The organism is Agrobacterium sp. 22-3639C2 (genome assembly GCF_053522105.1).
Genome location: NZ_JBNWDB010000006.1, coordinates 232,590 through 253,318, shown reverse-complemented (window position 1 = coordinate 253,318; position 20,729 = coordinate 232,590). Strand labels below are relative to the sequence as shown.

Below are 20,729 nucleotides of genomic sequence, written 5' to 3'. Positions count from 1 at the left end.
TCAAACTGCGAGCTTCGCCTTTTCGAAGCGCTTGCGATCGTTGGCGTCGAGGAACATCTTGCGCAGACGGATGGACTTCGGCGTCACTTCCATCAACTCGTCGTCCTGAATCCAGGAAAGCGCGCGGTCGAGCGTCATGCGGATCGGCGGCGTCAGCTTTACGGCTTCATCCTTGCCGGCGGCGCGGATGTTGGTCAGCTGCTTGCCCTTCAGCACGTTCACTTCGAGATCGTTATCACGAGAGTGAATGCCGATAATCATGCCGGCATAAACCTTCTCACCCGGCTCGATGATCATCGGGCCACGATCTTCCAGGTTGAACATGGCGTAGGCGACAGCTTCGCCCGAACCGTTCGACAAAAGAACGCCGTTAACGCGACCAGCAATCGCACCCTTGTACGGCTGATAGTCGTGGAACAGACGGTTCATGATCGCCGTGCCGCGCGTGTCAGTCAAAAGTTCCGACTGGTAGCCGATCAGGCCGCGGGTCGGAGCGTAGAACTTCAGACGAACGCGATTACCGCCGGACGGACGGAGCTCAGCCATTTCAGCCTTGCGCTCGGACATCTTCTGAACGACGACGCCGGAATGCTCTTCATCGACGTCGATCACGACTTCTTCGATCGGCTCCATCATAGCGCCGTTCTCATCCTTGTGCATGACAACGCGCGGACGCGAAACTGCAAGCTCAAAGCCTTCGCGACGCATGGTTTCGATGAGAACTGCCAGCTGCAATTCGCCACGCCCGGAAACGAAGAACGAATCCTTGCCTTCAGCCTCTTCAATCTTCAGCGCGACGTTGCCTTCGGCTTCCTTGAACAGACGGTCGCGGATGACGCGGCTCGTGACCTTGTCACCTTCGGTGCCGGCAAGCGGGCTGTCGTTGACGATGAAGGACATGGTAACGGTCGGCGGATCGATCGGCTGCGCGGTCATCGCCTCGGTGACGGAAGGGTCACAGAAGGTATCGGCAACAGTGCCCTTGGAAAGACCAGCGATGGCGACGATGTCACCCGCATGGGCCTCATCGATGGATGTGCGCTCAATGCCGCGGAATGCGAGGATCTTGGAAATACGACCGGTTTCGATCGTCTTGCCGTCCTGGCCAAGTACCTTCACGGCCTGGTTTGGCTTGATCGAACCGGAAGCAATACGGCCGGTGATGATACGGCCGAGGAAGGGGTTGGCTTCGAGGATCGTACCGATCAGACGGAACGGACCTTCTTCAACCGTAGGCTCCGGAACATGCTCGAGAACCAGATCGAGCAACGGTGCAAGACCCTGATCCTTCGGACCTTCTGGGTTGACGTTCATCCAGCCGTCACGGCCGGAACCGTAAAGGATCGGGAAGTCGAGCTGCTCGTCGGTAGCATCGAGGTTTGCGAAAAGGTCGAAAACTTCGTTGATGACCTCTTCATGGCGGCCATCCGGACGGTCGATCTTGTTGATCGCGACGATCGGGCGAAGACCAACCTTCAGCGCCTTGCTGACGACGAACTTCGTCTGCGGCATCGGGCCTTCGGAACTATCGACCAGAACGATCGCGCCATCCACCATCGACAGGATACGCTCAACTTCGCCGCCGAAATCGGCGTGGCCGGGGGTGTCGACGATGTTGATGCGAACACCCTTCCACTCCACCGAAGTCGCCTTGGCAAGAATGGTGATGCCGCGTTCCTTTTCGAGATCGTTGCTATCCATCACGCGTTCCGCAACGCGCTGGTTGTCGCGGAACGAGCCGGACTGCTTCAGAAGCTCGTCAACGAGCGTCGTTTTTCCATGGTCAACGTGCGCGATAATCGCGATGTTGCGAATTGCCATTGTTCAAAATCTCTGAGGTTGGGCGCTACCGTCGTGAGATGCGCCAATTTAGTTTGGCGCGCTCATAACCTTTTTTTTGCAAATGCGAAAGGGGGGCATTGTCATATGCCCCCTGCGCTCAGGTTCTAGCTCAAGAATATGACAGTCTTTTATACGAGGCCGCGCTTCAAAAGCATGGCATCGGGACTTGGCATCTTGCCGCGAAAAGCGAGATAGGCCTCCTCCGGATCGATCGAGCCACCGACTGAATAGATATTCTCTTTCAGCTTGCGCGCCATTTCACCATCGAAGGCGTTGCCGGTTTCCTCGAAGGCAGAAAACGCGTCGGCGTCCAGCACCTCCGACCACATGTAGGAGTAATAACCGGCCGAATAACCATCACCGGAAAACACATGCTGGAAATGTGGCGTCGCATGCCGCATGACGATGGACTTCGGCATGTTCAGGGCGGAAAGCACCTCACCTTGTACGACCATGGGATCGCCGACGCTGTCACGGGTATGGAACGCCATATCGACGATGGCCGAAGAAGTGAATTCCACCGTGCTGAAACCGGCATTGAAGGTCTGTGCTGCCAGAACCTTGTCCAGCAGCGCCTTTGGCATCGGTGCCCCGGTTTCATAATGCAGGGCATATTTCTCCAGAATTTCCGGCACGGTCAGCCAGTGTTCGTAAAGCTGCGACGGCAACTCGACGAAATCGCGCGACACACCCGTTCCGGAAACGGAAGGATAGGTGACATCAGATAACATGCCGTGCAGGGCGTGGCCGAATTCGTGAAACAGCGTGCGCGCATCATCGAGCGAAAGCAGCGCAGGCTTTCCCTCTGCCGGTTTTGCAAAATTGCAGACATTGTAGATGATCGGTATTTCACCGACAGTGCCGTTCTTCAAAGGCAGCTTGTGCTGCGACTGGAACGAACTCATCCACGCGCCGGAACGCTTGGACGGGCGGGCGAAATAATCGCCGAGGAACATGGCCTTCAGGTCGCCCTTGTCGTCGCGGATTTCAAAAACCCGCACATCGGGATGATAGGCGGAGACACCCTTGATCTCGACGGCACGAATTGCAAAGAGCCGGTTGGCCACATCGAAACACGCATCGATGATCTTTTCCAATTGCAGATACGGCTTCAATTCAGTCTCGGAGAAGCTGAATTTCTGTGCCCGCAGCTTTTCGGCGTAATGGCGCCAGTCCCAGGGCATCACCTCGTGGTTCTTGCCCTCCGCGGCGATGATGGCGGCAAGTTCAGCCTCCTCCTCACCTGCGCGCAGCACGGCCTTTTCCCAGACCTGGCCCAGAAGACCGTTCACGGCATCCGGCGTTTTAGCCATCGTGTCGTCCAGCTTGTAGGCAGCAAAATTCTTGTAGCCGAGAAGCTGTGCCTTTTCCTCACGCAGTTCCAGCGTACGGCGGACGGTCGCGCGGTTGTCGGTATCGCCACCATTTTCGCCGCGAGCCACCCAGGCCTTGAAGGCTTGCTCGCGCAAGTCGCGGCGTTCGGAGAAGGTCAGGAATGGCTCGATGATGGAGCGGGAAAGGGTAACGGCAAATTTGCCGTCTTCGCCATGTTCGCGCGCGGCGCCTGCCATGGCATCACGCAGAAAACCGGGAATGCCGGAAAGCTCGTCGTCGGTAGAAAGCAGAAGTTTCCAGCTCTTTTCATCCGCCAGAACATTCTGCCCGAATTTGGCGCCGAGACCGGCAAGCTCTTCATTGATGGCAGCCAGACGCTCCTGACGGTCTTTCTGCAACTTTGCGCCGGAGCGCACGAAACCCTTCCAGTGCCGTTCGAGAACGCGTTTTTCCTCGCCGGTCAGGGAAAGCGCATCGCGCGTTTCCCATAGAGTGTCGATGCGTCTGAACAGCGACTCGTTCATGCCGATCTTGGAATAGTGCCGTGACATTTTCGGCGCGATTTCCCGCTCCAGTGCCTGAATGACACTGTTGGTGTGGGCACCCGCCTTGTTCCAGAACAGCGCCGAAATGCGCGAGAGTTCGTCGCCGGCGATTTCAAGCGCGGTCACGGTGTTTTCGAAGGTCGGCGCCTGCGGATTGCCGGCAATCGCATCGATTTCCTGTTCATGGGACAAAAGGGCGGCTTCAAAGGCCGGAGCAAAATCCTCATCCTTGACCGCATCGAATTTCGGCAGACCGTTCTGACCGTTCCAGATAACGAGTGCGGGATAGGGCGCGGTCGTGGATGGCATTTCATCTTCCTTGTACAATTCCGGTTTACGCCCATATGGGCATGCCTCCACCGCCAATTCAATATGCCGGAATTTGGTGTGGAAGACATGATCGTCAACACCGCCAAGTATTGACCGGCATGGCGACGGCATGTTTTGATTTCTCGCAATAATATCCCATGATGGAGATATGTATTATGGAGATTTATTCTTTAAGGTCTGCCAATAGTTTCCTTTTCAGGGACAATCCCAAAAACAGCAGACCCGTGGGAAGCCCCGATTTCGGCAAGGCATCCCCATCCGACACGGCCACCGGCTTTGAAGAAACGATAGACCGCATCGATTTCACCAGTGTCAGCCCCCGGCAATTGCGGGAAATCGCGCAGGCATATTACGATACCGGAAAAATCAGCCACGATACCTGGCTTGAGCTTTCGTCCGAACTTCCGGCACAAACGCTGAATGCCAATGGCGAGGTGATTGACATTGCCGACGTGACCGACGACACGGATTTCGACTTTGTGACGTATTTTTCTGACCGGATCGAGATTGCCCGTTCCATTGGCACGACGGATGAAGTGGAAAAAATGCAGGACGTATTGTCTTTTTTTGCTTCGACGTGACGATGACAGGCAATGTTGTTGGACGTCCCGCAATCAAACTGACGAATACTTTACGCAATTTTCGATAATATGATTTATGCGCCATTGCTTATCGTCCGAAACTTAGTAAGGCTGACTTACCAAAAGGCGAAGCATGGGCACACGCGAAAAAGATTCATTGGCATTTTTGCTGAACAGCGGCGCACGCCTGCTGAACAGTGCATTTGAGCGCCGTATCTCGGAAGCCGGACTGGGCCTTACCCCCGGCGAAGCAAGAGCATTGCTGACAGTTGCGGTTATCGATGGCAGCAAACAGGCTGACATCGCCGCCCGTCTCGGCATCGAACCCATGACGATCTGCGCCTATCTCGACAAGTTGCAGTCACTCAATCTGATAGAACGCCAGCAGGACCCGCAGGACAGGCGTTCCAAACGTATCGTCCTGACGAAAACCTCCGCGGACATGCTGGAAGCTGTCGGTCATGAAATCGACCAGCTCGTTCTTCAGGCCACACAGGGACTGAACGAAGAGGAAGTCGCGCTTTTCCGTAGCTTCCTGCAGACGCTTCGCAACAATCTGCAACCGGAACAGCAGGGCCAGAACGGCTGATCGCAATGTCGAAAACGATCATGTCCAGAAAACGCACGGCTTTGCTCGGAGCATTGCTGACAGCGCTGGCGCCCATTTCCATGTCGATTTACACGCCGGCCATGCCGGAACTGACACGGGTTTTCGCAACCACCGACTCCGCCATAAAACTCAGCCTGTCGCTCTATTTTGCCGGTTTTGCCTTTGCCCAATTGCTTGCCGGGCCGGCATCCGACGCCTTCGGGCGGCGCAAGGCGAGCCTCGTCTTCCTGTCGATCTTTTTGGGCGGTGGTGTGCTCGCCCTCTTGGCCCCAACCATCGAAGTGCTGCTGTTCGCGCGCCTCGTTCAGGGCATCGGCGCTTCCGTCGGCATGACTGTTGCGCGCGCCGTGGTGCGCGATCAGTTCACCGGCCCGGAAGCCTCCAGCATCATGAACCTCATCGGCATCATGCTGGCGATCGGCCCTGCGATGGGGCCGACGATCGGTGGTCTGTCACTTGCGGCTTTTGGCTGGCAATCGGTGTTTTTCCTCATGGCCGGTCTCGGAGCTATCGCCATCCTTTCGGTGGTGCTTTTTCTGCGTGAAACGACGGTGCCTGACAAAACCAGGATCCGACCCCGACACCTTCTGTCGGCCTATGGCACATTGCTGAAGCAGCCGCGTTTTCTTCTGGCCGCCCTCGTGCTCGGCGGCTCCATCGGCGCACTTTATGCGCAAGCCACCATGCTGACCTTCATCCTTATCAACGAAGTCGGCATGTCCCCCACGGCCTTCGGTGTCGGCATGCTGATGCAAACAGGCGCCTATTTCTTCGGGTCGATTGCGTTGCGTTACATCGCGCCGAGACTGGGCGACCGGCGTTCCGTCGTGCTTGGCCTTTGTTTTTCCGGCACGGGCGGTCTTCTCATCATGCTGTTGGTTTTCCTCGTGCCGCCATCCTTCCTCTCCATCATGGGCCCCGTCGCAGTGGCGACCGTCGGGATCGCGCTGTTGACGCCTTCGATGGTCACGGCGGCCCTCGCCCCCTTCCCGCATATCGCCGGCTCGGCATCGGCCATGATGGGTTTCATCCAGATGGGATCTGGCTTTGCGGGTGGGGCAATGGCCTCGCTCATAGGTTCCCCGCTGACCAGCTTCGGCATCATCATTCCGGTTATGGAATTCGTGGCCGTTGCCAGCTACATCGGCTTTCGCGCCGTTTCCAGAAGAGAGACATGAAAAAACCCGCAGGCGTTGCCACCTGCGGGTTTTTCCAATTCATACTTAAGCAGAATTACTTGCCGAGATTACGCTTCGCAAGGGTGCGCAGGCGCAGGGCATTGAGCTTGATGAAGCCAGCTGCGTCCTTCTGGTCATAAGCACCGTGGTCGTCCTCGAACGTCACCAGCGCGTCGGAATAGAGCGACTTCGCGCTCTCGCGGCCGGTCACCATGACATTGCCCTTGTAGAGCTTCAGCGTCACTTCACCTTCCACATGCTCCTGGCTCTTGTCGATCAGGGCCTGCAGCATCTCGCGCTCGGGCGAGAACCAGAAGCCGTAATAGATGAGTTCGGCGTAACGCGGCATCAGATCGTCCTTCAGATGCGCGGCACCCCGGTCGAGCGTGATGGATTCGATCGCGCGATGCGCAGCCAGCAGGATGGTGCCGCCGGGCGTTTCGTAGACGCCGCGCGACTTCATGCCGACGAAGCGGTTCTCGACCAGATCGAGACGGCCGATGCCGTTTTCGCGACCATAATTGTTGAGCGTCGCCAGAAGCGTGGCAGGCGACATTTCCACACCGTTGATGGAGCAGGCATCACCCTTGCGGAAACCGACCTTGATAACGGTTGCCTTGTCAGGCGCTGCTTCCGGGGAAATGGTGCGCATGTGCACATATTCCGGGGCTTCCTTAGCCGGGTCTTCCAGAACCTTGCCCTCGGACGAGGAGTGCAGCAGGTTGGCGTCGACGGAGAACGGCGCTTCGCCCTTCTTGTCCTTGGCCACGGGAATCTGGTTCTTTTCGGCAAATTCCAGAAGGTCGGTCCGGCTCTTGAAAGTCCAGTCGCGCCATGGGGCGATGATCTTGATATCCGGGTTCAGCGCATAGGCCGAAAGCTCGAAACGGACCTGGTCGTTGCCCTTGCCGGTGGCGCCATGCGCAATGGCATCGGCACCGGTCTTCTTGGCGATCTCGATCAGGTGCTTGGAAATCAGCGGGCGGGCGATGGAGGTACCGAGCAGATAGACACCTTCATAAACGGCGTTGGCACGGAACATCGGAAAAACGAAATCACGCACGAACTCTTCGCGGACGTCCTCGACGAAGATTTCCTTGATGCCCAGCAACTCGGCCTTCTTGCGCGCCGGCTCAAGCTCTTCGCCCTGGCCGAGATCGGCGGTAAAGGTCACGACCTCAGCGCCGAGTTCCGTCTGAAGCCACTTCAGGATGATCGAGGTGTCGAGGCCGCCGGAATAGGCGAGAACGACTTTCTTAACGTCTTTCGGGAGTGCCATTATGATGTCCATCTGCATGATGACGGCATCGGGGTACCGCCATTTCCTTGGGATTTCGGCACTTTTACAGTGCAACCCGAAAACTGTGAAGCGATTTTCGGAAAAGATGCCCGACAAAACAACGAATAGGACGAAAGGGCAATAGGCATTTGCGAAAGGTCAGATCCCCGCAACAGCGCGTCATGACTGGAACGAACGAATTGTCACATGCATTATGCGATTTCGCGCTTTAACATGAAGCGGCGCGATCAACTTGAAGACCGTGAATGAAGCCACTCAGGGTTCAGGCAACGTTGCAAACGGCTGGAAACAGCACAAAACGACGCGAAAGGAAAACCTATGACGACCATCCACCCCGCATTCAAGGAAGATAATGTCGCCGTCATCACCGGCGCGGCCTCCGGTATCGGACTTGCCGCGGCCCGGAAATTCGCCGGTTTCGGCATGAGCGTCGTCCTCGTCGATCTCGACGGTGACAAGCTTGCCGCAGCGCATGCTGATATTCTGACCATCGCAAAGGACGGCGAAGCACAGATCGTTGCAATACCGACCGACGTGTCGAAACTCGATGAGCTGGAGGCGCTGGAACGCGCTGTCATCCAGCGTTTCGGGCGGGTTCATGTGTTGATGAACAATGCCGGCATCCAGCCGGGCAGCGCCATCTTCGGCGCTCAGGCCAACTGGGAAAAAGTTATCAACGTCAACCTGATGGGTGTCGTGAACGGCAGCCGGGTGTTTGGGCAGGGCATGGTCGCCCATGGCGAGGCCGCGCTCATCATCAATACCGGTTCGAAACAGGGCATCACCACCCCGCCGGGCGATCCGGCCTATAATGTCTCGAAGGCCGGCGTCAAAGCCTTCACGGAAGCGCTACAGCACGAGCTGCGCAATATTCCGAACAGCGCGGTTTCCGCCCATCTCCTGATCCCCGGTTTCGTCTTTACCGGCCTCACGGCAAATGGCAGGACGGAAAAACCAGCAGGAGCCTGGACCGGCGAGCAAACCGTTGATTTCATGATCGAGAGCATCGCCAGGGGCGATTTCTACATTCTCTGCCCGGATGGCGAAGTGGATCGCCCGACGGACGAGAAACGCATTCTGTGGGCAGCTCAAGACATCGTCCAAAATCGTCCGCCACTGTCGCGCTGGCACACCGAATATTCCGCCGCCTTCACCAGCTTCCTCAAAAACTGATCGCCCGACGCCGCCGCACTTTGAAAGTTGCGGCGGCTATCCACTTTTGATCATCCCCGGTTTTCGTACCAATGTCCCGGCGCGCAAAAACATTGGCAGAAACGCGAATTCGCGTTAAGCAACGGCAGTCTCCAGCTTTACGGGTGCCGCGATGGATTTCGTTCCGAGCCTGCCAACACTTGCCGCCTTCACCGTCGCCATCCTGCTTCTGGCGGTCACGCCCGGGCCTGACATGACGCTATGGATCAGCCGGTCAATACGCGAGGGCCGGGCAGCGGGTTTCATGACCCTTGTGGGCACCAATCTCGGCATTACCGTGCATACAATGCTGGTTGCCTTCGGCGTCGCGGCCCTCATCGTCGCATCGCCGACAGCCTTCCTCATCCTGAAGACCGGCGGGGCCGCCTATCTTGTCTGGCTCGCCATTCAGGCGATCCGCAAGGGCTCGGATTTCGTGATGGTCAAGACCACGGGCGAAAAACAGCAATTCTCACTTAAATCCGCCTTGCTGAACGGTATTTGGGTCAATCTGCTCAATCCAAAGGTCATCATCTTTTTCATGACCTTCCTGCCGCAATTCGTCAGCGCATCCGATCCGCATGTCACCGGCAAGCTTATTTTCCTTGGGCTCTGGTCAATCATCGTGGCGCTGCCGATCGGCATCGGCATCGTCGTTGCCGCCGATGTGCTGTCGGCCTGGCTCCAGCGCAACAAGAAGGTTCTGCGCGGGCTGGATTATACGATCGCCGGTGTATTTTCGCTTTTCGCCGTCAAGATTTTCCTCACCCAGACGCGATGACGCACAAATAAAAAAGGCGCCCGCAGGCGCCTTTCGGATAACTCATCAGCCGATCAATAGCTCATCGTCATCAAGCGTCTGGCCGCGTATCTTGCGGAACATGTCGATAAGATCTTCGACCTGAAGACCCTTGCGGCTTTCGCCGGACACATCGAGCACGATCTCACCGGCGTGCAGCATGATCGTGCGGTCGCCATAGTCCAGCGCCTGACGCATGGAATGGGTAACCATCAGCGTCGTCAGCTTGCGCTCGGAAACCACCTTGCGGGTCAGCTCCATCACGAACTCCGCCATGCCGGGATCGAGTGCTGCCGTATGTTCGTCAAGCAGCAACACGTCCGAACCGGAAAGCGTTGCCATGACAAGCGAGACCGCCTGCCTTTGCCCGCCGGACAACAGATCCATGCGGTCCTTCAAACGATTTTCCAGACCGAGATTGAGCGAAGCGATACGCTCTCGGAAGAAATCCCGCCTGCCGCGCCCAAGCGCCGGCAACAAGCCGCGACGCTCTCCGCGAGACGCCGCAAGCGCAAGGTTCTCCTCAATTGTGAGCGCGCCACAGCTGCCAGCCAATGGGTCCTGAAACACGCGCGCCACCCGCCCAGCCCGGCTGGCGGTCGTTTTGCGTGTGACATCGGCGCCACCAACCATCACCTTTCCGGCCGTCGGCAGGACATCGCCCGCGAGAACGCCGAGAAGTGTGGATTTGCCGGCACCGTTGGAGCCGATCACAGTAACGAAGGAACCATCCTCGATGGTAAGATCGATCTTGGCCAGCGCCTGCTTTTGCAGCGGTGTGCCACGCCCGAAGATGACCTGAATGTCGGAAAGGGAAATCACGATGTTGCTCCCCCGCGGCGCAGTCGAGGCAGGATCAATGCGATGGCTACCAGTACCGCCGTAACGAAATTGAGATCGGAGGCCTTGAGACCCAGCACATCGCTCGACAAAGCGAGCTGGATGGCAAGGCGGTAGGCGATGGAGCCGAAAACACAGCCGATGAGCGCAATCAGAATGCCCCGCGAGCCAAACAGCGTTTCGCCGATGATGACGGCCGCAAGCCCGACGACGATGGTGCCGACACCGGCAGTCACATCGGCAAAGCCATTGGTCTGCGCAAAAAGCGCGCCGCCGAGCGCGACCAGTGCATTCGAAAGCGCCATGCCAAGATAGATCTGGTTGTCGGTCTTCACCCCTTGGGCGCGCGCCATCCGCGCGTTCGCGCCCGTCGCCCGCATGGCAAGGCCCGCGTCGCTCTCAAGGAAACGCCAGACGAGAATGACAGCGAGCAATACCAGAACGCCGATAAAGAGTGGCCGCACGAGATATTCGGAAAGACCGAGCCCGTAGAACGGCGAGATCATCGTATCCTGATTGAGCAGCGCCACATTCGGTTTTCCCATCACCCGAAGGTTCACCGAAAATAGCGCGATCATCGTAAGGATCGACGCAAGCAGGTTGAGTATCTTGAACCGAACGTTGAGCGTGGCCGTAACGATGCCAGCACCGGCGCCCGCAACCATTGCAATCGCCGTCGCGACCCAGGCATTGAGACCGGCGATGATCATCACGGCTGCAACGGCTGCGCCGAGCGGAAAGGAACCGTCAACGGTCAGATCAGGAAAATCAAGTACCCGGAAAGCGAGATAGACGCCGATCGCCACGAAGGCGAAGACCAGTCCCAGTTCCACGGCACCCCAGAAAGCGATTTGGCTCACGGTAATGTCCTTGTTATTGCCGCCGCGTCGGCGGATACGGGCACCGTTGCGTGCCGCGCAAAGCGGGCGGCGAGTGACCGCCGCCCGAAGTCCGGTTTAGTCGATGACCTTGGTGGCGCGCTTCGTCACGCTTTCGGGGAAGGTGACGCCAGCTTTTTCAGCAGCCTTCTTGTTGATCACCAGATCGGTGCCGACGGCAACGGTTGCCGGAATGTCGCCGGGCTTCTCACCCTTGAGAATGCGAACAACGACAGCACCGGTCTGCTTGCCAACGTCGTAATAATTGAAGCCGAGAGCCGCAACCGCACCGCGCGCAACGGAATCCGTATCGGCGGCATAAAGCGGAATTTTCGCCTCACTCGCAACGCCAGCTGCCGCCTCGAAAGCGGAAACGATGGTATTGTCGGTCGGCACGTAGATCACGTCGGCCTTGCCGACCAGTGCGCGCGTCGCGCCCTGCACTTCGGCGGATTTTGTGGCGACAGATTCAACGACCTTCAGGCCGGCCTTTTCAGCCTCAGCCTTCAGCGCTGCAAGCGTCGAGACGGAGTTGGCCTCGGCGGAGTTGTAGATAAAGCCGATGGACTTGGCGTTGGGCGAAATTTCCTTGATCAGCGCCAGATGCTCAGCAACCGGCAGCATGTCGGAAAGTCCGGTCACGTTGCGGCCGGGCTTTTGCATGTCCTTGACGAGCTGTGCACCAACCGGATCGGAAACAGCCGTGAAGACAACCGGAATGTCGCGCGTCGCCGCGACGACGGCCTGAGCGGACGGTGTGGAGATCGGCACGATGACATTGGGGGCTTCGCCCACGAACTGACGCGCAATCTGCGCTGCGGTGCCTGGATTACCCTGCGCGGACTCGTAGAGGAACTTGAGGTTCTCGCCTTCCTTGTAACCGGCTTCGGCAAGCGCTGCCTTGACGCCGTCACGTGCGGCGTCAAGCGCCGGATGTTCTACAATGGCGGTGACGGCAACGGTGACGTTTTCAGCCTTGGCCGGCAGAACGAGGGCGCTCGCGGCTGCGAGCGCCAGAATGAATGCACGCATAGGTATCCTCCAGTTGGTTTCTTATTGCCGTCTTATTAGAAACAAGACCGCCCGAAATCAATCAAAGAACCGTAACGAACCAAGCTTTCTGCCGCGATTGGCGTCGATTCAGTCGTCTGCACCGTGGTTGGCAATCATCATCGCCTCGAAAGCCAGCCTTTCGGTTTTGCGCATGCGCTCGGATTCCGATTTCAGCTGGCCGCAGGCAGCGAGAATATCGCGGCCGCGCGGCGTACGGATCGGCGAAGCGTAACCCGCCTGATTGATGAAATCCGCGAACTTCTCGATCTGCGCCCATTCGGAGCACTGGTAATTCGTGCCTGGCCACGGATTGAAAGGAATGAGATTGATCTTGGCTGGAACGCCCCTCAGAAGCTGCACCAGCATCTTGGCGTCTTCCAGACTGTCGTTCACATCCTTCAGCATCACATATTCGAAGGTGATGCGGCGGGCGTTGGAGACACCCGGATAGTTGCGGCAAGCCTCGATCAGCTCCTTCAGCGGGTATTTCTTGTTGATCGGCACCAGCATGTCGCGCAGATCGTCGCGCACCGCATGCAGTGAAATTGCCAGCATGACGCCTATCTCATCGCCCGTGCGGAAGATTTCCGGCACGACGCCCGAGGTGGACAGGGTCACGCGACGCTTGGAGAGCGACAGGCCGTCACCATCGGTGGCGATCAGAAGTGCGGTCTTCACATGCTCGAAATTGTAAAGCGGTTCGCCCATGCCCATCATCACGATGTTGGAGACCTTGCGGCCTTCACTCGGCACGTAGGCGCCGACCGGCGTCGAACCGTCAGGAAAATCGCCGAGCCGGTCGCGGGCGAGCAGAAGCTGGGAGAGAATTTCCTCGGCCGTCAGGTTCCGCACCAGACGCTGCGTGCCGGTGTGACAGAAGGAACACGTCAGCGAACAGCCCACCTGGCTCGAAATGCAAAGCGTGCCGCGTCCTTCTTCGGGAATATAGACCGTCTCGATCTCGACAGGACGTCCCGCACCGCGCGGCGGAAAACGCATCAGCCATTTGCGGGTGCCGTCGTTGGAAATCTGCTCCTCGACGATTTCCGGGCGGGCAATGGTGAAGGCTGCTTTCAGCTTTTCCCTGAGTTCCTTGGCAACATTGGTCATGTTGTCGAAATCCGAGACGCCGCGCACATATAGCCAGTTCCACAACTGGCTGACACGCATCCTCACCTGCTTCTGCGGCACGCCGATCTCGGCCAGCGCCTCGCCCATTTCCTCACGCGTCATGCCGATCAGCGACGGCTTGCCGGACATGAGATCGCTATTGGCGATCAGGGGAGTTTTGACTGCCAGACCGGCAGGGGCATGCAATACGGACATCACGCTATCCCATCATCCAATGCATCGCACGACCGGCCTTTAGGAAAGGCGGAAAATCGTCTGCATGTCGAGAAAATCAAAGGCGGAGCACTTTTCGCGCATCCGCCTGTCAATGTTGCCGCGCCTTTAGCATCAAACAAGCAAAAACGCAAATGGCCGGTCGATGACCGGCCAATCACGAAGCTGACGAAGCGTCAGGATTACTTGCAGCTTTCGATCTGCTTGAAAGCAGCCGAAATGCCAGAAAGCGAATAGGAATAGGAAGTCGCAGTGCCGCGGCCGGACACCGCCTTCACCGTCATCGACTTGCCGCCCTTCATCGCGGCCACGAGAGCGGGTTCTTCGGCAGCATTTTCAACCCAGGCAGCCTTGTCCTTGGTAAACATCACGAAGTTCTTGTTGTCGATCGTGACATTGACCTTGGAGCCCTGCTTCAGTGGGTAACCCACCATGGCCTGCGGCTCGTAGGAAATATTCTGGCCCGGACGCTGCGACACGATGAAGAAGATATCGCCGTGATCGACGCTCGCCGGTTCCTTGGAAGTGGGGATGGAAAGAACGTAGCAGACGGTGCTGTTGCCCGATTTGTACGAATAGGCGCCCCATGCATTAAACTGCTGGATGCGCGTGGGCGACTGTGCAGATGCTACGCCGACGCTGGTCAGCAAAATGGCCACTGCGGTTGCTACACTTCTTACAAACATAGAATTTCCTGCCGGGTTATTGTCTTCCATTGGCCCGAAGCAGCGGCGGGCTCCATGTTTATGGATCGGCCACGTTCAGGTGCGGATCGTCTTTTCTCATTGTGGTCAGGAAGCGGTTACCAAACCGTCAACAACACGTATAAAATGCCGAAAACGTCTTGAAGTGTTACAGATCGGCTACGCCCGCGCCCTGAGAAGAAAGGCGTGGCACGCCCTCCCCGTCATGTCTATGACACACAAATTCAGGCAACAATTTGTCACCTGCCCGGCTCCGAGGAGCCTCGTCATCACAGACGTGTTATTCGGCCTCCTGCTGCCGTTTCAGCATAGCATCCGCTGCATCGTAATGCTCCATCTTGATGTGGGCGCGGATCATCGCAAGCGCGGCCGTAATGACCGCGATGTCGTCGGTAAAACCAACGACCGCCAGCATGTCCGGTATGGCATCAAACGGCATGATGAAGTAGGCGAGCGCGGCCAGAATAATGCCCTTGGCACGCAGCGGCGTATCCCGGTCGATCGCGCAATAATAGGCTGCTGCCGCATCGCGCGCGAAGGGCACCTTGGTCATCACACGCTTAAGCTTCGGCCAGAATTTGGCGCGCACGACGCGTTCGCGTTCGCCCTGGCTGCCCGTTTCCCCGGGCAAAAGAATTTCACCGATTTTCACATCATCCATGATCGACGGTCCTCCGGTCACGGTTATTATATGGGAGTTAAAGCCCGCCGTTCAATTCCCACGGCCCGTTGCCGCCTTCTGCATGGCCTCCGCGAGCAGGAAATCCCGCTCGGTCACGCCTTGCGAATCGTGGGTGGTGAGGCAGACCCTGACGCGCGAATAGACGTTGGACCATTCTGGATGATGATTGAGCTTTTCTGCCACGAGTGCGGACTCCGCCATGAAACCAAAAGCCTCCGCAAAACTCGCAAATTTGAACGACCGGACGATTGCAGCCCCGTCCTCGCGCAAGGACCAGCCTTCGAGTTTTAAAAGCGCCTGCCGGACGGCTTCCGGTTCAAGTCTGGGATATTTCATGCATCTTGCCTCCGCTTGACATGCGATCCGCTGTTTCGGACAAACATTAACGCCTCAACGACCGGATCGACGCATATTCAATGAAACATACAGCCGTTCTTTTTGTCTGCATGGGCAATATCTGCCGCTCACCGCTTGCCGAAGGCATTTTGACAAACCTTGCCGAAACCGGAGGCCTGTCTCGCCAACTCACTGTCGATTCCGCCGGCACCGGCGGTTGGCACACCGGTACCGCCCCGGATCGCAGATCCATCGCAATCGCCCGCAAGCATGGCATCGATATTTCCCTGCAGCGTGCGCGGCAGGTCAGCCAGGCCGATTTCGAAACCTTCGATCTCATCCTTGCCATGGACGGAGGAAATCTCGCGAAACTGCTCCGAAAGGCGCCCGAAAACCGGAAGCACAAAATCCACCTGTTCCTGGACTACGCTTCGGGACGCCACGAAAACGTCCCCGATCCCTACTTCGGTGGCGACGACGGATTTCTGGCCGTCTACAACATGCTTTTTGCAGGATGCAGCTCGTTGCTCGAGAAGATGGCGCTGGACCGCGCTTCGTGAAGCGGGAACACCTCTTCCACGATGTAGGGTCCGCCACCCACCGATTCCTTGGACGACATCAGCACGAAACGACCGACCGTGAAGGCGGATGTGCGGAAATTGCCGCGCCCGGAAAGATACTGCACCACATCGTCCAGCCGTGAAGAGCGCAACCGGGCCAGCGTCACATGCGGCATGAACTTGCGCGGATCCGGCGGCAGGCCGATCCTCTGACAGATTCTTTCGACCTCCGCCTGAAGCGCATTCATTTCCGGCGAGGGGGAAACCCCCGCCCAGATCGAATGCGGTTTCTTGGAGCCGAAGGAACCCATCCCGTTGAGACTGAGCTGGAATTCCGGCCTGTCGATCCGGTCCAGCCTGTCAACGACCTCATCGGCGGTTCTCCCGTCGATATCGCCGATAAAACGCAGGGTTATGTGATAATTCTCCACATCGATCCACCGGGCTCCCGGCAGACCACCGCGCAACAATGACAGGCTCATAGCCGCATTGCGCGGAATTTCGAGGGCGATAAACAGTCTCGGCATGGCGAGCTCCCCGAATCTCTTGGCAGAACAAGCATAGCGAATCATGCAATGCAGGCGGGCGCAAGTGCTTATTTTTTTTGCGCACCGATTGTCTTGATGAAGCTTTCAACAGCCGGCAAAGATTTCTCCACCATCATCGCCACACCCTGCGTATTGGGATGCATCTTGTCCTCCAGCTTCAACTTATCATCCGTCACCACGCCATCCAGAAAAAACGGATAAAGCGGCAGGTTGTATTTTTCTGCAAGCTTCGGATAGATCGGGTTGAAGCGCTTGGCGTAATCGTCACCCATGTTCGGCGGAGCCATAATGCCGACTAGCAGCACCGCTATGTTGCGTTTCTGAAAGCCGGAAATGATGGCGTCGAGGTTCTTTTCCGTCTGTTCCGGCGCAATACCGCGCAACGCATCATTGGCGCCGAGTTCCAGAATGACCCCGTCCGTGCCATCGGGAACCGACCACTCCGCCCGAGCCAGACCGCCTGAGGACGTATCGCCGGACACACCGGCATTGGTGACGGTAACATTGATGCCCTTGGCCTTTAATGCAGCTTCAAGCTGTGCCGTATAGCCATCGGTGGGGGGTAACTGGTAACCCGCCATGAGACTGTCGCCCAGGCCAACCAGTTGCAATGTCCGCTCCTGCGCCATGGCCGCCGAGGCGGAAAAGGCGGCGGCGAAAATGACGATGAAGTGAAACAGGGCAGCTTTAAATCTCATCACGGCTTTCCTAACTTGGTTTGCATTGTCTGAAATACCGTGCGCATCGACACCGCCAGACTGTTTTCATCATATATAGGAACGAGAATTGTGACGAAAAGCATCATAGAGCTTAAGAAGGCCGACCTCACGCTCGGCAACGCCGCCGCCTCCGTTCACGTTCTCAAGAGCATCGATCTTGCCATTGGCGAAAGCGAGGCGGTGGGCATCGTCGGCCCTTCCGGTTCGGGAAAATCGACACTTCTCATGGTGCTTGCCGGTCTCGAAAGGCTGGATAGCGGCGAGATCGTCATAGCGGGCACGGAATTGCATAAGCTCGGCGAGGATGCTCTCGCGGATTTCCGCGGCAAGAATATCGGCATCGTTTTCCAGTCTTTCCACCTCATCGCCAATATGACGGCGCTGGAAAACGTAGCCGTTCCGCTGGAACTGGCCAACGTGCCGAACCCCTTCGAGATCGCCAAACGGGAACTCGTTGCTGTCGGTCTCGGCGAACGCCTCAACCATTATCCCGGCCAGCTCTCCGGTGGCGAACAGCAGCGTGTTGCGATCGCCCGCGCGCTTGCACCCTCCCCCGCCGTGTTGATTGCAGACGAACCGACCGGTAATCTGGATGCGGATACGGGCCAGCAGATCGCCGATCTTCTTTTCTCAAAACAGGCCGAACGCGGCATGACGATGATCCTTGTCACCCATGATCCGTCACTGGCCGCTCGTTGTTCAAGACAGATCAAAGTGCGCTCCGGCGAGATAGAGGGTGACAGCGCCGCTGCCCATATGGCCAGGGCGGTATCGGCATGATCGGCTCCATTCTCCCGTCTGTTGCCAACATCAAAAACGCATTGAGGCTCGCGCGGCGCGAAATTCGCGGCGGCCTTCGTGGCTTCTATATTTTCCTCGCCTGCATCGCGCTCGGAACCGGCGCCATTGCCGCCGTCAACTCCGTGTCACGTGCCGTCACCAGCGCGATTGCGACGGAAGGCCAATCGATACTGGCTGGCGATGTGCGCTTCGAGCTGCGCAACAGGGAGGCAACCGCAGAGGAACGGGCCTACCTCGATGGCCTCGGCAAAATTGCGGTTTCCACCGGGCTGCGCTCCATGGCGCGCCTTGCCGATGGTTCCGAACAGACGCTGACGGAAGTGAAGGCCGTAGACGGCGCCTATCCGCTTTACGGCGCGTTCGTGGCAGATCCAAACCGGCCTCTGAGCGAGCTTCTGGCTGCGAACGGCGATACCTATGGCGCCGTGGCCGCGCCGCTTCTCCTGGAGCGGCTGGGCATCAAGGTCGGCGACGACATCCTTCTCGGTAATGTGAAGCTGAAACTGACCGGCACGGTTGTCGACGAGCCGGATGCCCTGTCCGACGGCTTCGGTTTTGCCCCAAGGCTGATGGTCAGCCGCGATGCGCTTTTCGCCTCAGGCCTCGTTCAGAACGGAAGTCTGGTCGAACACGCCTACAAGATCATGCTGAACGATCCTGCAGCGCGGGCAACGATGACCGATGCGGCCAACAAGACGTTTCCCGATGCCGGCTGGTCCATCCGCACGAGTGACCGGGCAGCGCCATCGCTTACCGAAAACGTCAACCGCTTCTCGCAATTCCTGACGCTGGTGGGCCTGACTGCCCTCATCGTTGGCGGCGTCGGCGTTGCGAACGCCGTTCGCGCGTTCCTCGATTCCAAGCGCACCACGATCGCCTCGCTGAAATGCCTCGGCGCGCCGGCTTCCGTGGTCACCATGACCTATCTCTTCCAGATCGTGTTCATTGCCGCCGTTGGCATCATCATAGGCCTCGCTGTGGGCGCCATCGCCCCGCTGATCGCCATGCGGTTTCTGGAGGGTGTGCTTCCGGTACCGAAAGAGCTTGCCTTCTATCCGGCAGCACTTGGTCTTGCCGCCCTGTTCGGCATCTTGACGACACTTGCCTTCGCCATCGTGCCACTCGGCCAGGCGCGCGAAGTTCCCGCGACCGCCCTTTTTCGAGAGCAGGGGTTCGAGGAGGGCAGCTGGCCGTCCTGGCCTTATCTCGCAGTGACGGGCTTGTTGTTGGCTGCGCTGGCCATACTTGCCATCTTTTCGGCAGAAGAACGTTTCATCGCCTCGGTTTTCCTTGCCGCCATCGCCTTCGCGTTTGTGGTGCTGCGACTGGTGGCGTCGGGCGTCAAGGCCATCGCCAAACGCAGCCCGCGCGTTCATTCCGCCGCCCTTCGCCTGGCGATCGGCAATATTCACCGGCCGGGTGCGCTCACCCCCTCCGTCGTTCTCTCCCTCGGCCTCGGGCTGACGTTGCTGGTGACCCTGACGCTTATCGACGGCAATCTGCGCCGCGAACTGACCGACAGCCTGCCGGAACGAGCGCCGAATTTCTTCTTCGTGGATATTCAGGGCACCGAGTTGCAGGGTTTCCGCGATCTTCTCAGGCAAGAAGCGCCTCAGGGCACGCTGACCGAGGTGCCGATGCTGCGCGGCCGCATTCTGGCGCTCAATGGCGAGGACGTGACGAAGATAGACGTGCCGCCATCCGGTCGCTGGCTGCTGCGCGGTGATCGGGGCATAACCTATTCGCAGGATGCTCCCGAAAACGCCAAGCTGACCGAAGGAACATGGTGGGGACCGGATTATAGCGGCGAGCCGCTGGTCTCTTTTGCGGCGAAAGAGGCGCAGGAACTGGGCCTCAAGATCGGCGACACCGTTACCGTCAACGTGCTCGGCCGCAGCATCACGGCAAAGATCGCCAATCTGCGCAATGTCGAATGGGAATCGCTGTCGATCAATTTCGTCATGGTGTTTTCACCCAATACCTTCCGTGGCGCACCACATACCTGGCTTGCCACACTCGCTGACCCCTCCGCATCCGCAAGCGAGGAGGGCCAGATATTGCGCGCCGTCACCAACGCCTACCCGACGATAACAAGCGTACGCGTGAAGGACGCGCTCGATGTGGTCAACCGGCTGGTCGGCCAGCTTGCCACCGCCATACGCGCAGCAGCGGCCGTTGCGCTCATAGCCTCCGTCCTCGTTCTCGCCGGCGCTCTTGCCGCCGGAAACCGTGCCCGCACCCATGATGCGGTGATCCTGAAAACACTGGGCGGTACACGCAGCCTGCTGATCCGCGCCTTCTCCTATGAATATATGATGCTCGGTCTCGCCACCGCCGTTTTTGCGCTTTTTGCCGGCGGCGTCTCCGCCTGGTTCGTCATTTCCCGCATCATGAAGCTGCCCTCCAGTTTCCTGCCGGATGTGGCGATCGGCACGGTCGTCGTCGCCCTCGTCATGACGGTAGGCATCGGCCTCATGGGTACATGGCGAATTCTCGGGCAGAAGGCCGCTCCGGTTTTGCGGCAGGCGGGTGAATAATCTTCGGTTGTGCGCT

At 58.2% G+C, this 20,729-nt stretch carries 20 protein-coding genes; 8 read left to right on the top strand and 12 right to left on the bottom strand.

Annotated elements, in window-relative coordinates; all coding sequences use genetic code 11:
• A complete protein-coding gene (gene typA, locus ACQZ6D_RS24460) occupies nt 1-1,821 on the bottom strand; it encodes a translational GTPase TypA (RefSeq protein WP_003516684.1) in 1,821 nt (606 codons plus the stop codon).
• A gap of 149 nt (nt 1,822-1,970) precedes the next feature.
• On the bottom strand, nt 1,971-4,031 hold the full coding sequence (locus ACQZ6D_RS24455; RefSeq protein WP_174047482.1) for a M3 family metallopeptidase: 2,061 nt from the start codon (nt 4,029-4,031) through the stop codon (nt 1,971-1,973).
• A gap of 176 nt (nt 4,032-4,207) precedes the next feature.
• On the opposite strand from ACQZ6D_RS24455, the gene ACQZ6D_RS24450 reads away from it, so the two are divergent.
• The 3 genes from ACQZ6D_RS24450 (at nt 4,208) to ACQZ6D_RS24440 (ending at nt 6,421) form a co-directional block, all read left to right on the top strand.
• The gene (locus ACQZ6D_RS24450) at nt 4,208-4,633 is read left to right on the top strand and encodes a hypothetical protein (RefSeq protein WP_065705195.1); all 426 of its coding nucleotides are present in this window, start codon (nt 4,208-4,210) and stop codon (nt 4,631-4,633) included.
• Nucleotides 4,634-4,766: 133 nt separating this feature from the next.
• The gene (locus ACQZ6D_RS24445; RefSeq protein ID WP_003516681.1) at nt 4,767-5,222 is read left to right on the top strand and encodes a MarR family winged helix-turn-helix transcriptional regulator; all 456 of its coding nucleotides are present in this window, start codon (nt 4,767-4,769) and stop codon (nt 5,220-5,222) included.
• Nucleotides 5,223-5,242: 20 nt separating this feature from the next.
• A complete protein-coding gene (locus ACQZ6D_RS24440; RefSeq protein WP_083211697.1) occupies nt 5,243-6,421 on the top strand; it encodes a multidrug effflux MFS transporter in 1,179 nt (392 codons plus the stop codon).
• Nucleotides 6,422-6,476: 55 nt separating this feature from the next.
• On the opposite strand, the gene ACQZ6D_RS24435 is transcribed toward ACQZ6D_RS24440, so the two are convergent.
• Nucleotides 6,477-7,700 (bottom strand): argininosuccinate synthase, encoded by a 1,224-nt coding sequence (locus tag ACQZ6D_RS24435; RefSeq protein WP_003516677.1) that lies wholly within the window; start codon nt 7,698-7,700, stop codon nt 6,477-6,479.
• A 339-nt stretch (nt 7,701-8,039) separates the two neighbouring features.
• On the opposite strand from ACQZ6D_RS24435, the gene ACQZ6D_RS24430 reads away from it, so the two are divergent.
• Together ACQZ6D_RS24430 and ACQZ6D_RS24425 are read left to right on the top strand one after the other, a co-directional pair.
• Nucleotides 8,040-8,894, top strand: a complete 855-nt coding sequence (locus ACQZ6D_RS24430) for an SDR family NAD(P)-dependent oxidoreductase (protein WP_065705190.1) — start codon at nt 8,040-8,042, stop codon at nt 8,892-8,894.
• Nucleotides 8,895-9,045: 151 nt separating this feature from the next.
• Entirely contained in the window at nt 9,046-9,693 is a 648-nt protein-coding gene (locus ACQZ6D_RS24425) for a LysE family translocator (RefSeq protein ID WP_448730146.1), read from the top strand.
• A 45-nt stretch (nt 9,694-9,738) separates the two neighbouring features.
• Here ACQZ6D_RS24425 and ACQZ6D_RS24420 read toward each other — a convergent pair whose 3' ends face one another.
• The 7 genes from ACQZ6D_RS24420 to ACQZ6D_RS24390 form a co-directional block, all read right to left on the bottom strand.
• Complete coding sequence (locus ACQZ6D_RS24420; RefSeq protein ID WP_019566037.1) at nt 9,739-10,533, bottom strand: ABC transporter ATP-binding protein; 795 nt, start codon at nt 10,531-10,533, stop codon at nt 9,739-9,741.
• Nucleotides 10,530-11,411 (bottom strand): ABC transporter permease, encoded by an 882-nt coding sequence (locus tag ACQZ6D_RS24415; RefSeq protein WP_448730145.1) that lies wholly within the window; start codon nt 11,409-11,411, stop codon nt 10,530-10,532. Before ACQZ6D_RS24415 ends, ACQZ6D_RS24420 begins: the two co-directional genes overlap by 4 nt.
• A gap of 96 nt (nt 11,412-11,507) precedes the next feature.
• A complete protein-coding gene (locus tag ACQZ6D_RS24410; protein WP_065688681.1) occupies nt 11,508-12,461 on the bottom strand; it encodes an ABC transporter substrate-binding protein in 954 nt (317 codons plus the stop codon).
• Between the two features lie 108 nt (nt 12,462-12,569).
• Entirely contained in the window at nt 12,570-13,742 is a 1,173-nt protein-coding gene (rlmN, locus tag ACQZ6D_RS24405; protein ID WP_448730157.1) for a 23S rRNA (adenine(2503)-C(2))-methyltransferase RlmN, read from the bottom strand.
• 266 nt (nt 13,743-14,008) lie between these two features.
• Nucleotides 14,009-14,512 (bottom strand): invasion associated locus B family protein, encoded by a 504-nt coding sequence (locus tag ACQZ6D_RS24400; RefSeq protein WP_003516662.1) that lies wholly within the window; start codon nt 14,510-14,512, stop codon nt 14,009-14,011.
• Between the two features lie 298 nt (nt 14,513-14,810).
• Nucleotides 14,811-15,191, bottom strand: coding sequence for a YkvA family protein (locus ACQZ6D_RS24395; protein WP_003516660.1), 381 nt, complete (start codon nt 15,189-15,191; stop codon nt 14,811-14,813).
• A 51-nt stretch (nt 15,192-15,242) separates the two neighbouring features.
• A complete protein-coding gene (locus tag ACQZ6D_RS24390) occupies nt 15,243-15,548 on the bottom strand; it encodes a 4a-hydroxytetrahydrobiopterin dehydratase (RefSeq protein ID WP_025594571.1) in 306 nt (101 codons plus the stop codon).
• An 80-nt stretch (nt 15,549-15,628) separates the two neighbouring features.
• Here ACQZ6D_RS24390 and ACQZ6D_RS24385 point away from each other — a divergent pair, with 80 nt between their 5' ends.
• Nucleotides 15,629-16,108, top strand: a complete 480-nt coding sequence (locus tag ACQZ6D_RS24385) for a low molecular weight protein-tyrosine-phosphatase (protein ID WP_035198797.1) — start codon at nt 15,629-15,631, stop codon at nt 16,106-16,108.
• On the opposite strand, the gene thpR is transcribed toward ACQZ6D_RS24385, so the two are convergent.
• Both thpR and ACQZ6D_RS24375 read right to left on the bottom strand, forming a co-directional pair.
• Entirely contained in the window at nt 16,042-16,635 is a 594-nt protein-coding gene (gene thpR, locus ACQZ6D_RS24380; RefSeq protein ID WP_003516655.1) for an RNA 2',3'-cyclic phosphodiesterase, read from the bottom strand. The genes ACQZ6D_RS24385 and thpR overlap by 67 nt on opposite strands.
• 68 nt (nt 16,636-16,703) lie before the next feature.
• Nucleotides 16,704-17,354, bottom strand: a complete 651-nt coding sequence (locus ACQZ6D_RS24375; RefSeq protein ID WP_003516653.1) for an arylesterase — start codon at nt 17,352-17,354, stop codon at nt 16,704-16,706.
• 90 nt (nt 17,355-17,444) lie between these two features.
• Here ACQZ6D_RS24375 and ACQZ6D_RS24370 point away from each other — a divergent pair, with 90 nt between their 5' ends.
• Nucleotides 17,445-18,155 (top strand): ABC transporter ATP-binding protein, encoded by a 711-nt coding sequence (locus ACQZ6D_RS24370; RefSeq protein WP_038492408.1) that lies wholly within the window; start codon nt 17,445-17,447, stop codon nt 18,153-18,155.
• A complete protein-coding gene (locus ACQZ6D_RS24365; protein WP_065705177.1) occupies nt 18,152-20,713 on the top strand; it encodes an ABC transporter permease in 2,562 nt (853 codons plus the stop codon). The genes ACQZ6D_RS24370 and ACQZ6D_RS24365 overlap by 4 nt, the downstream gene beginning before the upstream one ends.
• Nucleotides 20,714-20,729: the final 16 nt, after the last annotated feature.

What these genes read in the sequence shown, in the direction of transcription:
- ACQZ6D_RS24435 (WP_003516677.1), bottom strand. Translation starts at nt 7,700, where the DNA reads ATGGCACTCCCGAAAGACGTTAAGAAAGTCGTTCTCGCCTATTCCGGC.
- ACQZ6D_RS24425 (WP_448730146.1), top strand. Translation starts at nt 9,046, where the DNA reads ATGGATTTCGTTCCGAGCCTGCCAACACTTGCCGCCTTCACCGTCGCC.
- ACQZ6D_RS24375 (WP_003516653.1), bottom strand. Translation starts at nt 17,354, where the DNA reads ATGAGATTTAAAGCTGCCCTGTTTCACTTCATCGTCATTTTCGCCGCC.
- rlmN (WP_448730157.1), bottom strand. Translation starts at nt 13,742, where the DNA reads ATGTCCGGCAAGCCGTCGCTGATCGGCATGACGCGTGAGGAAATGGGC.
- ACQZ6D_RS24400 (WP_003516662.1), bottom strand. Translation starts at nt 14,512, where the DNA reads ATGTTTGTAAGAAGTGTAGCAACCGCAGTGGCCATTTTGCTGACCAGC.
- typA (WP_003516684.1), bottom strand. Translation starts at nt 1,821, where the DNA reads ATGGCAATTCGCAACATCGCGATTATCGCGCACGTTGACCATGGAAAA.
- ACQZ6D_RS24365 (WP_065705177.1), top strand. Translation starts at nt 18,152, where the DNA reads ATGATCGGCTCCATTCTCCCGTCTGTTGCCAACATCAAAAACGCATTG.
- ACQZ6D_RS24450 (WP_065705195.1), top strand. Translation starts at nt 4,208, where the DNA reads ATGGAGATTTATTCTTTAAGGTCTGCCAATAGTTTCCTTTTCAGGGAC.
- ACQZ6D_RS24440 (WP_083211697.1), top strand. Translation starts at nt 5,243, where the DNA reads ATGTCCAGAAAACGCACGGCTTTGCTCGGAGCATTGCTGACAGCGCTG.
- ACQZ6D_RS24455 (WP_174047482.1), bottom strand. Translation starts at nt 4,031, where the DNA reads ATGCCATCCACGACCGCGCCCTATCCCGCACTCGTTATCTGGAACGGT.
- ACQZ6D_RS24410 (WP_065688681.1), bottom strand. Translation starts at nt 12,461, where the DNA reads ATGCGTGCATTCATTCTGGCGCTCGCAGCCGCGAGCGCCCTCGTTCTG.
- ACQZ6D_RS24430 (WP_065705190.1), top strand. Translation starts at nt 8,040, where the DNA reads ATGACGACCATCCACCCCGCATTCAAGGAAGATAATGTCGCCGTCATC.
- ACQZ6D_RS24395 (WP_003516660.1), bottom strand. Translation starts at nt 15,191, where the DNA reads ATGGATGATGTGAAAATCGGTGAAATTCTTTTGCCCGGGGAAACGGGC.
- ACQZ6D_RS24385 (WP_035198797.1), top strand. Translation starts at nt 15,629, where the DNA reads ATGAAACATACAGCCGTTCTTTTTGTCTGCATGGGCAATATCTGCCGC.
- thpR (WP_003516655.1), bottom strand. Translation starts at nt 16,635, where the DNA reads ATGCCGAGACTGTTTATCGCCCTCGAAATTCCGCGCAATGCGGCTATG.
- ACQZ6D_RS24445 (WP_003516681.1), top strand. Translation starts at nt 4,767, where the DNA reads ATGGGCACACGCGAAAAAGATTCATTGGCATTTTTGCTGAACAGCGGC.
- ACQZ6D_RS24390 (WP_025594571.1), bottom strand. Translation starts at nt 15,548, where the DNA reads ATGAAATATCCCAGACTTGAACCGGAAGCCGTCCGGCAGGCGCTTTTA.